Source organism: Streptomyces sp. NPDC059455, assembly GCF_042750115.1.
Lineage (GTDB): Bacteria > Actinomycetota > Actinomycetes > Streptomycetales > Streptomycetaceae > Streptomyces > Streptomyces endocoffeicus.
In genome coordinates this window covers 1-11,806 of record NZ_JBHYVB010000279.1, presented here as the reverse complement: position 1 = coordinate 11,806, position 11,806 = coordinate 1, and the positions used below count along the sequence as shown (strand labels likewise).

The window sequence follows — 11,806 nt, the reverse complement described above, 5'->3', positions numbered from 1 at the left end:
TTTTTCACACCACCCCCCCCCCCCCCCCCCCGGGGGCGGCGCGCGCCCCTCACCCCCGCCGGGGGGGGGCGCCCCCCCCCGCGCCAGGTATCTGAAGGGCGGGGGCGCGGCGCCCCCGCCCTCCCACCGCAGGGCCCAGGGGCTCCGCCCCGGACCCTGGATCCCGGATCCCGAACCCCCGACCTCGGACGTCGGCCCCGGGATCCCAGACCCCCGGGCCCGGCCCCCAGACCACGGATCCCGGACCGTGGACCCCAGACCCGCGGACCCGCGGACCTGCGGACCCGAACCCCCCAGCCCCCGGACCCCAGACCGCGGACCCCAGACCCCGGGCCCCAGACCCGCGGACCCAAACCCCCGGACCCCGGACCCCAGACCCGCGGACCCGAACCCCCAGACCCCGGACCCCAGACCGCGGACCCGAACCCCCGGAGCCCAGACCGCGGACCGCGGACCCGAACCCCCGGAGCCCAGACCGCGGACCCGAACCCCCGAAGCCCAGACCGCGGACCCGAACCCCCGAAGCCCGGAGCCCGGAGCCCGGAGCCCGGAGACCGGAGACCGGACCCCAGACCGCGGACCCGAACGCCCGAAGCCCAGACCGCGGACCCGAACCCCCCGGAGCCCGGGTCTCGGGCGTCGGGCCCGGGTCGGGCTTGGTGCTCCCCGCCCAGGCGCCGCCCCCGCCCTCCCGCCCCGGTGTCCAGGGGCTCCGCCCCGGACTCCCAGACCCACAGACCCACAGACCCACAGGCCCCGGACCCGGACCCCGGGCGTCGGACCCGGACTGCCGGACCTCCAGGAACCGGACCTCCAGGAACCGAGTCCCGGCCCCCCGGCGTCGGGTCCGGACGCCAGGCCCGGACGCCGAGCCCGGGCGCCCGGCTTAGGCGCCGAGCCTGGCACTTCCGCCGGCTCCGATGGCGGCGGAGCCGGCCGGATCGGCCGTCCCACGGACGGCGCGAGGCCACCCGCTGCCGTCCGGCGGGACGCTCGAGAACATGTCCGGAGGGTGTCCGGGGTCCAGGGGCGGTGCCCCTGGTTCGGGAAGGGGCGGGTCGGGGAACATCCCGGCCACGCACCCAAGCGGCGGGATCCGGTGTGGGCCCAGGACCGCCGGTCAGCGTTCCCAGATTTTGAAGGCGCGGACCTGGTACGGGGTTTCGGGGGCCCAGGTGCCGGTGGGGTAGGTGTGGAACTCGGCCGTCTCGGCGCATTCGCGGCTCTGATAGGCCGTCACCGGGCGGCCCGTGCGGTTCGCCAGGGACGCGGCGGTGGTGCCGGACGGCAGGGGGACGCAGCTTTCGATGTCGACGTCGGCCAGTTCATGGGTCTGGCGCGCCCCCGTGAAGCCGCCGCTCCGCCACAGGCACAGCTGCCCGGCGGCGCAGTTCCCCAGTCGCGGTGGGGCGGGCCGGGCCGCCGCGGCGGCCGGGGCGAGGGTGGCGGTGAGGGCCAGCGCCGAGACGGCGGCCGTAATGATCTTGCGCATGGTGGATTGGCTCCCCGTGTGAAAAGAGTGCGAAGAACGAGAACGGGAGCCAGCCTGTCGCCGGCTCCCGTTCGCCACCATGGGGTCGATCAAGGTCCACCCTGATAGGGGGTTGACCGCGAGGGGTCAGATGTGGACGGCGCCTCCGGACGCGTCCGCGTTCTCACCGCGCTTGGTGAAGGCCGCGACCAGGGCCGCGACCACCGAGACGACGGCGGCCACCGTGAACGCGAGCCCCATCCCTGACACGAAGGTGTCATGCGCGACGGCCGTGATCTTGCCCGCGATCTCCGGCGGAGTGCCCTTGGGGACCGGGGCGATGCCGACCTCGACGGCGTCCGACGCCTTGGACTCCGCGCCCTCGGGCATCGGCGGCAGCCCGGCACCGGCCCACTTCTCCGGCAGCGTGCTGTCCACCCGGCCCGCCATGACCGCGCCCAGGACGGCCGTGCCGAGGCTGCCGCCGACCTGCATCGCGGCCTGCTGGAGGCCGCCGGCGACACCGGCGTGCTGGATCGGGGCGTTGCCGACGATGACCTCGGTGGCGCCGACCATGACCGGCCCGAGGCCGAGGCCGAGCAGGGCGAACCACACGGCCATCTCGAGGCCGCCGCTGTCCGCGTCCAGTTGGGAGAGGCCGAACATCGCGACGGCGGTGATCGCCATGGCGCCGACCAGCGGCGTCCGCGGCCCGAACTTGGTGATCAGCGCACCGGCCAGCGGCGAGGCGACGATCATCATCGCGGTGAGCGGCAGCAGGTGCAGCCCGCTGTCGACGGGGCTCATCCCGTGCACGTTCTGCAGATAGAAGGTGACGAAGAACAGCCCGCCCATGAAGCCGAAGGCCATCAGCAGCATCAGCACGGTGCCCGCGCTCAGCGGCACCGAGCGGAACATGCTGAGCGGCAGCAGCGGCTCCGCCGTCCGGTTCTCCCAGAAGACGAAGACGCCGAAGCAGACCGCCGCCAGGCCCAGGAAGAGCAGCGTGCGCTGGTCGGTCCAGTGCCAGTCGGCGGCGTTGATGAGTGCCCAGATGAGGCAGAACATCGCACCGGACAGCAGCACGATGCCGGGGATGTCGAAGGACCGTGGGGCCTTCTCGGCGCGGTGGTCCACCAGGAGCAGCAGACCGAGGACCACGGCCAGCACGCCGACGGGCGCGTTGATGAAGAAGACGGACTGCCAGTTGACGTGCTCGACAAGGAGCCCGCCGACGATGGGCCCGGCGGCGGTGGAGGCGCCGATCACCGCGCCCCAGATGCCGATGGCCATGTTGAGCTTCTCGGCGGGGAAGGTGGCGCGCAGCAGGCCGAGCGCCGCGGGCATCAGCAGCGCGCCGCACAGGCCCTGCAGCACCCGGAACGCCACGACGAGCGACACTTCGCCGGAGATGCCGATGGCGGCGGAGGAGATGGCGAAGCCGACCACGCCGATGAGGAAGGTCTGCCGGTGGCCGAAGCGGTCACCCAGCTTGCCCGCCGTGATCAGCGCGACGGCGAGGGCCAGCAGATAGCCATTGGTGATCCACTGCACATCGGCGAGCGAGGCGCCGAGGTCCTTCTGGATGGCCGGGTTGGCGATGGCGACGATCGTGCCGTCGAGGGCGACCATCGTCACGCCGAGGGCGACGGTGAGAAGCGTCAGCCATGGATGACCCCGAAGCCCCTTCGGGGGAACGGCTATGGGAGGTTCCGGCGCCGGTTCGGCGACGGTGGTCGAAGAGGTCATGACCGGAGGCTAATGTCAGCGTCTGACAATTGACAAACCGATTCATCCGCCGGTAACTGACGTTTTGGTCACAGGTATCCTGAGCAGCCGCGACGCGGCCCCACACCGGTAGAAAGCGAGCCGATAGGTGACAACGGACGAGTCAGTGGCGGGCACGACGACGCCACCACCGGCCGGGCTGCGCGAGCGCAAGAAGCGGCGGACGCGAAGCGCCCTGGTGCGCTCCGCACTGGAGTTGTTCACCCGTCAGGGATACGAGCGGACTACGGTCGACGAGATCGCCGAGGCGGTCGAGGTCTCCCAGCGCACCTTCTTCCGGTACTTCGCCAACAAGGAAGAGGTCGCCTTCGCGAGCCAGGAGTCGGCCGAGTGCCACTTCTTCGCCGCGCTGTGCGAACGCCCCGCGGGCGAGGCGCCGCTGGCCGCGCTGCGCGGCGCGATCCTCGACGCCTGGGGGACCATCGGGGAGGCCATCGAGCAGCTGGTGCCGCCCGAGCTCCATATGCGGATGTACCGGGTGATCGAGTCCACGCCGAGCCTGCTCGCGGTCCATCTGCGCCGCACCGCGGAGATGGAGGAGCGGCTGGCGCGCGAGATCGCCCGCCGCGAGGGGCTGGACATCGACGCCGATCCGCGGCCGCGGCTGGTGGTCGCGATGTTCGGCGGGGTGATCCGGGTGGCCGGGAAGCTGTGGACCGAGGGTGAGGAGGACAGCGTCGTCACATTGCGAGACCTCACCGCGTTCCATCTTGATTACGTGGGTCCCACCCTCGCGGAGAAATGGGATAAATAGCACTAATCCCGGCATAGCTCCCAGGCATTCCCGCTTTCAAACGTGATATGAATCACGGGATTTGGCACGCGACGCCACGCTTCTCCTAGGGTGTCCCGCGGTGACTTCCTTCTCGGAGCTCGGCTCCCCCTCCCCCGGTTCCACCGCCTGGCGCGCCCTGCTCGCGCTGGCGGTGGTCTTCGTCCTCCTCACCACGACCGGCTGGACGGCCGTACGGAGCCACAGAGGAGCCCCGGACGCGGTCTCCGCGTCGATGAACGCCTGGCGCCACGGATCGCTCGGCGGCCGCGCGCTGCCCGACCCGTACGGCTCACCGCGCATCCTCGGCCGCTGGTTCGACTCGCTCACCAAGGCCCAGACCGACCGGGTGGTGCGGCGCTACCCGCTGGCCGTGGGCAATCTCAACGGCGCGCCGGTGGCCCTGCGCTACCGCGCCAACCGCGTCGCCCTGTTCAAGGCGCGCGCCGATGAGCGCAAGCGGATGCACGACCCCCGGCTCACCCCGATGGGCCGCTCGGACGCGACACGCCGGATGCACCGCTACGAGGACCTGCTGGGCGCCGGGCGGCAGATCTTCGCCTTCGACCCCTCGGGCGCCGGCCGGGCCGCCGAGGTCTTCGGCGACCTCGCCCACGCCAACCGGGTCTCGATCGTGGTGCCGGGCGTGGACACCGACATCCTGACCTTCCAGAAGACCGGGCGCCCGTACACCGCCACGGTCGGAATGGCCCGCGCGCTCTACGACAACGAGCGGACCGACGCCCCTGACACCAAGACGGCCGTCATCGCCTGGGCCGACTACACCACCCCGGCCGGGATCGGCATGGACGCGGCCACCGGGAAGCTGGCCGCCCAGGGCGCGGTGCGGCTGCGCGCGCTGGTGAACGCGCTGCCCGCGCTCTCCCGGGTGTCGCTGATGTGCCACAGCTACGGCTCGGTGGTGTGCGGGGTCGCCGCCCGCGATCTGCCGCCCAAGGTCACCGATATCGCGGTGGCCGGCAGCCCCGGGATGCGCGCCGGCCATGTCTCCGATCTGGGGACCAGCGCCCGGGTGTGGGCGATGCGCGACTCCGGCGACTGGATCGAGGACATTCCGCATCTGGAGTTCGGCGGGCTCGGCCACGGCGCGGACCCGGTCTCCTCCGGCTTCGGCGCCCGGGTACTGGCCGCGGACGGGGCGGATGGACACGCCGGATACTTCGAACCGGGCACGACCAGCCTGGACAACTTCGCGCGGGTGGGAATCGGTGCTGTCCAGTCCGTGAGCTGCGGCGACGGCGACGACTGCACCGCGGGACTGCGCTGACGCCCGGCATAAACACTGGAAACTCTAGTGACGCGCGTAGCCTCAAAGGGGGACGGGCGGGCCACCGCCGCATACGATGAGCCGCATGGGTGATGTGCTGGCCGGTTTTCAGACCGTCTGGGAGTTCGACACCGACTCCATGCTCATCCGCTTCGAACGGGGGATCCGCACGCCGAAGCTGCTTCAGGCGCTCGGCGAACGCCGCATCCCCTTCGAGGCGCTGTCCGGGGTGGAGCTCGCCGTGGGCAAACGCGGAACGGTGGTGCTGCGCGCCCTGCCCAGACCGGGCGCCGACCCGTTGATGGACGCCGCCGGCGGCCAGCTCAAGGAGGCGTACGACCCGTACCGCCTGGTGCTGCCGGCCGAGCGGGAGACCCTCGCCGACTACTACGCCGAGCGGATACGCGAGTCCCTCGGCCCCGAGGCGGACACCGCGGCCGAGGCGCATCTGGTGACCGCGCCCGCGCCGCCGCTGTCCTTCAAGGCGTACGACGGCAAGGCGTCCTTCGACGGCAAGGACATCTCCTTCCGCTGGTTCTGGACCGGCGCCTCCTCGGAGAAGTGGAAGGTCGGGGACCAGCGCTTCCGGATCGACGAACTCACCGGTGTGGAGTGGCGTTCGCCGGAGAGCCGCGGCTCGGCGGGCACCGTCCCCAAGGAGGGCTCCGCCAAGGCCGGTGCCGCCAAAGGGGGCTCCGTCAAGGACGGCACGGCCAGGAACGGCACCGGCAGGGTCACCCCCAAGGGCGGTGGCCACGGCTATCTGCGGCTGCTGCGGCGCTCCACCGAGGACCAGCCCGCCGACCGCCCCGACCGGGACCCGGCGGCCGTCGTGTTCGGGATGGGCTACGGCCTCGTCCACCAGTCGCTGCCGTTCGCCGCGGCCGTCCTGGAGGCGATACGGGCCTCCTCCCCCGTGCCGTGCGCCGAGGGCGCCCCGGCCCCGAACCGGGCCACCGCCCCGCGCCGCGACCCCGCCGACATCGCCGAGCGCATCCGTCACCTGGGCGAGCTGCACACGGCCGGGCTGCTGACCGACGACGAGTTCAGCGCGAAGAAGGCAGAGCTGCTGGCGGAGCTGTAAGTGTCCGGTCCCTCCTCCGCAGCGGCCGGCGAGGCGGCCGGCGCCTCATCGACCGCCGCCTCCTCCACCGCGCATGAGAGCCTGCCCAAGGCCGCCCGGCGGCAGGCGGGCGGCCTCGCCCGGGGCCTGGTGACCCCCAGCTATCCGGCGACGCCGCTGTTCGCCCAGTCGCCCAGGAGCTGGCTGCGCAGGGTGCCGTACGGCGTGGCGATGGTCCTCACCACGATCCTGGTCCCCACCACGGCCCAGATGCTCACCAACGACTACGGGGTGGGCGGCGGCGTCGCCACGCTGCTCGGGATCGTCCAGGGCACCCCGCTGCTGCTGTCCGTCACCCGCCCCCTGCAGGCGTGGTGGATCGTCTTCCTCTCCGACCTGGTCTGCGCCCTGGTGGTGCTCGGCACCGCGGACCACCTCGAGAACCGGGTGTGGCCCTGGCTGCCGGGCGCCATCATCGGCTATCTCTTCCTGCTGCTCGCCCTCGCGCTGCGCGAACCGCGCCGCACCCTGGTGGCGGTGTGGCTGCTCACCGGCACTGCCGGGCTGGCGCTCGGCATGGCCTTCCCGGACAAGAGCAACGGCAGCAATGTGGTGCTGTTCGTGCTCAGCGGCGTGGTGCTGCTCGTCGCCGGGGCACTGCGCGAGCGCGGGGACGCCCAGCGGCGGCTGGCCGAGCAGGAGACGATCAGCGAGGCCGAACGGGCCCATCGCACCCTGCTGGAGGAACGCACCCGGATCGCCCGTGAGCTGCACGATGTGGTCGCCCACCACATGTCGGTGATCACCGTGCAGGCGGACAGCGCCCCGTACCGGATCGGCGGTCTGCCGTCCGAGGCGGAGCGGGAGTTCTCCACCATCGCCGCCACCGCCCGCGAGTCGCTCGCCGAAATGCGGCGGCTGCTGGGCGTGTTGCGCAGCGAGGAGACCCGCGGGGAGCGGGCCCCGCAGCCGGGGCTGCGGCAGGTGCCGCAGCTGGTCGAGGCGACGGTACGGGCCGGGATACCGACCACGCTGACGATCGCGGACGACGTGGCCGAGCTCGAACCGCTGCCCCAGGCCGTGGGGCTGTCCGCGTACCGCATCGTGCAGGAGGCGCTGGCCAATGTGGTGCGGCACGCGCCGGGCGCCGCCACCCGCGTGGCCATCTCCGCCGAGGGCGGCTCGGCGCTGACCCTGCTGGTGGTCAACGGCCCGCCCGACAGCGCGCCCACCAAGCCCCTGGAGACCAGCGGCACCGGCCACGGCCTCGTCGGCATGGTCGAGCGCGTACGGCTGGTCGGCGGCATGCTCGACACCGGCCCGCTGCCCGACGGCGGCTTCCGCGTCGCGGCCCGCCTCCCCCTGGTAGACCTCGAAGAGACGGACCCGGAATGACCATCAAGGTGATCATCGTCGACGACCAGGCGATGGTGCGGGCGGGGTTCGCCGCCCTGCTCGCCGCGCAGAGCGATATCGACGTCGTCGGCGAGGCGCCGGACGGGCGGGAGGGCGTGCAGGTCAGCCGCCGCAGCCACCCCGATGTGGTGCTGATGGACGTGCGGATGCCCGAGATGGACGGGCTCGAGGCGGCCCGGCAGCTGCTGGACCCGCCGCGCGGGGTCACCCACCGGCCCAAGGTCCTGATGCTCACCACCTTCGACGTGGACGACTACGTCTACGAGGCGCTGCGCGCCGGGGCCAGCGGCTTTCTGCTGAAGGACGCCCCGCCGGCCGATCTGATCTCCGCGGTCCGGGTGGTGGCGGCGGGCGAGGCGCTGCTCGCCCCCTCCGTCACCCGTCGGCTGATCGCCGACTTCGCCCGTCAGCGCCCCGCCCCGCGCCGCGACGGCCCGGCCCTGCGGCGCAGCGGGCTGACGCCGCGGGAGACCGAGGTGCTGGAGCTGATCGCCCGTGGTCTGTCCAACCAGGAGATCGCCGAGTCGCTGGTGCTCGCGGAGCAGACGGTGAAGACGCACATCGGCCGGGTGCTGGCGAAGCTGGGGCTGCGCGACCGCGCCCAGGCGGTGATCTTCGCGTATGAGTCGGGCCTGGTGACACCGGGACAGTGACCCCGGCCGAGCGGCCACCCCCTACTGGGGTATGACATCCCACTTGGCACCGGGGGTTGACGTACCGCCACCCGACACCTCTCTACCTTTCCCTCCGCCACCGACGGAACCACCGACGGAACCGCTGACGCGACCACTCGCGGAACCACCGACGGAACCGCTGACGGAAGAGGGAAAGCCGCCGCCATGTCCCAGACGCTACGCACCAGGCACTACGCACGACGCCTGATCACCGCGGCGCTCACCATCACCGTCATGGCGGGGACGGCCGGCTGGACGGTGGCCCACGAGGAGCAGGCCATCACCGGGCCGCCGCCGGGGACCGCCGCGTGGCTGGCGGACCATTCGCTGGGCGGGGCCGGGCGCGAGCTGCCCGATCCGGCCACCGTCTCGCCCGCCGGGATCGCCCGGTTCTTCGACCGGCTCACCGAGGTCCAGCGGAAGGCGCTGGTCATCCGGCACCCCGAGGTGGTGGGCAATCTGGACGGGGCGCCGCTGAGCCTGCGGTACGAGGCCAACACCCGGGCGATCCGGGCCGCCTGGCGCAAGGAGCGGAAGGCCGACCCGAAGAGCCCGCTCGCCGAGCGGTACGCGACGCTGCTGGAACCCGGCCGCCAGATCCTCGCCTTCGATCCGCGCGGGCGCGGCCAGGTGGCGGAGGTGTACGGGGACCTGGCGGCGGCCCGCCGCACGGCCGTGATCGTGCCCGGCTCGGACATCGACCTGGACGACTTCGACCGCACGGGCGACCCGTACGGCACCCCGGCCGGAATGGCCCGGTCGTTGCGGGCGCGGATGGCCGAGGACGCGCCCACGACCCCGACCGCCGTCATCGCCTGGGTCGGCTACACCACCCCGGTCGGGCTGGGCCCGGACGCCGCCACCAGCCGGCTGGCCGAGGCGGGCGCGCCCCGCCTGGACCGGTTTCTCGCCGGGCTCGCCGTGACCACCGCGGCCACCGCCGACGCCCCGCCCGCCGTCTTCTGCCACAGCTACGGCTCGGTGGTCTGCGGTCTCGCCGCCTCCGCGATGGACCGCGCCCGCGTCTCCGACCTGGTGGTGCTGGGCAGCCCGGGGATGCGCGCGGACAGCGCCGATGCCTTGCGCACCGGGGCCCGGGTCTGGGCGGCGCGCGACCGCACCGACTGGATCCGCCGGGTGACCGGCTATGACTTCCTGGGCCTGGGCCATGGCGACGACCCGACCGATCCGTCCTTCGGCGCCCGGGTGGTCTCCTCCGAGAGCGCCCACGGGCACACCGGCTACTTCGCGCCGGGGACGGACTCACTGCGCAACTTCTCGCGGATCGCGCTGGGGGACTTCGACGGGGTGCGGTGCGCGGGGGAGGACGGCGGCGGTCCGGGCACGGGGCCGGACTGCCGCCAGGGCCTCAGCTGACCGCCGCCCGGCCCGGCATCCGGTGGTGCCGGGTGCCGTCGGCCACCCTCCGAGCCCTGGCGCCCCGCGCTACGGCCCGACGCCCGCCATCGACACGGCGACCGCCCGCCACGCCCCGGCCGCCCGCCCGGCGCATCCGACCGGTCGCGCCAGGCACCGGACGACACCGCGCATCGGTGGCACCGCGCACCGGTGGCACCGCGCACCGGTGGCCTCCCCCACCGCGGCCCGGCGCCGCAGGCTACTCCCGGCCCGCGCTGGTCGCGCTCATATCGGCGTAGCGGGTGCCCGCCACCTGTCCGGCGATCGGCTCCAGCTCGGCCAGCTCGTCCGCGGTCAGCTCGATCCGGGTCGCGCCGGTGTTCTGCTCGATCCGGGCGCGGGTGCGGGTGCCGGGGATCGGCACCACGGCGAGCCCGTGCACCTGGGCCTGCTGTTGCACCCAGGCCAGCGCGATCTGGGCGAGCGTGGCCCCGCGCACCTCGGCGATCTTCCGCAGCGGCTCCAGCAGCGCGGCGTTGGCGGCCGCGTTGTCGCCGGTGAAGCGGGGCTGACGGCGGCGGAAGTCGTCCTCGCCCAGCTCCTGCTCGGCCTGGACGAAGGAGCCGGTGAGGAAGCCGCGGCCGAGCGGCGAGTACGGCACGAGGGCGACGCCCAGCTCGCGGGCGGCCGCCACCACGCTCTCCTCGATGTCGCGGCTGAACAGCGACCACTCCGACTGCAGCGCCGCGATGGGGTGCACCGCGTGCGCCGCGCGCAGCTCGTTCGCCGTGACCTCGCTCAGCCCGAGGTGCTTGACCTTCCCCTCGGCCACCAGCTCGGCCATGGCGCCGACGCTCTCCTCCAGCGGCACCTCGGGGTTGCGCCGGTGCATGTAGTACAGGTCGATGTGGTCCACCCCGAGGCGGCGCAGGCTGCCCTCGACGGCCTGGCGGATGTACGGGCGGTCGTTGCGTATCCGCTGGCGGCCGTACGGATCGCTCTCGTCGCGCTCGATGGCGAACTTGGTGGCCAGGGTGATCCGGTCCCGGTTGGCCCGGACGAAGGGGGAGATGAACTCCTCGTTCCGCCCGAAGCCGTAGACATCGGCGGTGTCGAAGAGCGTGACACCCAGCTCCAGGGCCCGCTCCAGCGTGGCCCGCGCCTCCGCCTCGTCGTGGGTCGGTCCGTAGGCCCAGCTCATGCCCATGCAGCCCAGGCCCTGGACGCCGACCTCGGGTCCGCCGGTCCCCAGGCCGACGGTCGCGATGGTCTCGGTGGTGCTGTCGCTCATACGGGGTCCAACCTCTCCGACACCCTCCGGGCGTCAGCGTAGACATCGATCTTGAAGTCGAGGACTTCGAGCGTGCTCTGGAGCTCGGCGATCCGCTCCCGCACGTTCTCGCGGTGCGCGGTGAGCAGCTTCTCGCGCTCGGCGAAGGTGTGCTCGCCCTCCCGCACCAGCTCGGCGTAGCGGACCATGTCCGCGACCGGCATCCCGGTCAGCCGCAGCTTGCCGACGAGGTCGAGCCAGTCCAGGTCGCGGTTGGTGAAGCGGCGCTGGCCGGTGTGGGTCCGGTCCACATGCGGCATCAGCCCGATCCGCTCGTACCAGCGCAGGGTGTGTGCCGTCAGCCCGGTGTGGGCGGCGACCTCGCTGATCGAGTACCGGTCCTGCCCGGTGGGCCGGGGGTGGCCGACTCTCCCCGCGCAGTTCTTCCGCGCCTTCACGGGGGCGCTCTCCATTACGGTCATGCCGATTCACCTCTCGCAGGTCGCGGATCCGCACACCTCGTCGACGTCTTCAACGCTATTGACTTGGAGTGCACTCCAAGCAAGCGGAGATTTGGGAGAACCTTGGCGCCTGCGGCGGGCTGTTCCCCTCCCCGCCCCTTCCCGCAGCATCGATACGCGGCTCCGCCGCGCGGCGGGGCCCCCCCCCGGCCGCCGGCCGGACGCACCCCAGGGGCACGGCGGC

General features: G+C 73.0%; 10 protein-coding genes. 6 read left to right on the top strand and 4 right to left on the bottom strand.

Annotated elements, in window-relative coordinates; translation table 11 throughout:
* Positions 1–1,120: 1,120 nt before the first annotated feature.
* Entirely contained in the window at positions 1,121–1,492 is a 372-nt protein-coding gene (locus ACFXB5_RS48895) for a peptidase inhibitor family I36 protein (RefSeq protein ID WP_385221318.1), read from the bottom strand.
* A 126-nt stretch (positions 1,493–1,618) separates the two neighbouring features.
* Positions 1,619–3,220, bottom strand: a complete 1,602-nt coding sequence (locus ACFXB5_RS48890) for an MFS transporter (RefSeq protein WP_385221315.1) — start codon at positions 3,218–3,220, stop codon at positions 1,619–1,621.
* A gap of 127 nt (positions 3,221–3,347) precedes the next feature.
* On the opposite strand from ACFXB5_RS48890, the gene ACFXB5_RS48885 reads away from it, so the two are divergent.
* The 6 genes from ACFXB5_RS48885 to ACFXB5_RS48860 all read left to right on the top strand — a co-directional run bounded on the left by ACFXB5_RS48885 (position 3,348) and on the right by ACFXB5_RS48860 (position 9,849).
* A complete protein-coding gene (locus ACFXB5_RS48885; RefSeq protein WP_385221312.1) occupies positions 3,348–4,013 on the top strand; it encodes a TetR family transcriptional regulator in 666 nt (221 codons plus the stop codon).
* A 100-nt stretch (positions 4,014–4,113) separates the two neighbouring features.
* The gene (locus tag ACFXB5_RS48880) at positions 4,114–5,319 is read left to right on the top strand and encodes an alpha/beta hydrolase (RefSeq protein WP_385221309.1); all 1,206 of its coding nucleotides are present in this window, start codon (positions 4,114–4,116) and stop codon (positions 5,317–5,319) included.
* Positions 5,320–5,404: 85 nt separating this feature from the next.
* On the top strand, positions 5,405–6,403 hold the full coding sequence (locus tag ACFXB5_RS48875) for a DUF4429 domain-containing protein (protein ID WP_385221307.1): 999 nt from the start codon (positions 5,405–5,407) through the stop codon (positions 6,401–6,403).
* Complete coding sequence (locus ACFXB5_RS48870; protein WP_385221305.1) at positions 6,404–7,777, top strand: sensor histidine kinase; 1,374 nt, start codon at positions 6,404–6,406, stop codon at positions 7,775–7,777.
* Positions 7,774–8,451, top strand: coding sequence for a response regulator transcription factor (locus tag ACFXB5_RS48865; RefSeq protein ID WP_037959518.1), 678 nt, complete (start codon positions 7,774–7,776; stop codon positions 8,449–8,451). The genes ACFXB5_RS48870 and ACFXB5_RS48865 overlap by 4 nt, the downstream gene beginning before the upstream one ends.
* Positions 8,452–8,637: 186 nt before the next feature.
* Positions 8,638–9,849, top strand: a complete 1,212-nt coding sequence (locus ACFXB5_RS48860) for an alpha/beta hydrolase (RefSeq protein WP_385221302.1) — start codon at positions 8,638–8,640, stop codon at positions 9,847–9,849.
* Between the two features lie 241 nt (positions 9,850–10,090).
* Here ACFXB5_RS48860 and ACFXB5_RS48855 read toward each other — a convergent pair whose 3' ends face one another.
* Both ACFXB5_RS48855 and ACFXB5_RS48850 read right to left on the bottom strand, forming a co-directional pair.
* Positions 10,091–11,122, bottom strand: coding sequence for an aldo/keto reductase (locus ACFXB5_RS48855; protein ID WP_385221299.1), 1,032 nt, complete (start codon positions 11,120–11,122; stop codon positions 10,091–10,093).
* Positions 11,119–11,583, bottom strand: coding sequence for a MerR family transcriptional regulator (locus ACFXB5_RS48850; RefSeq protein ID WP_385221296.1), 465 nt, complete (start codon positions 11,581–11,583; stop codon positions 11,119–11,121). Before ACFXB5_RS48850 ends, ACFXB5_RS48855 begins: the two co-directional genes overlap by 4 nt.
* Positions 11,584–11,806: the final 223 nt, after the last annotated feature.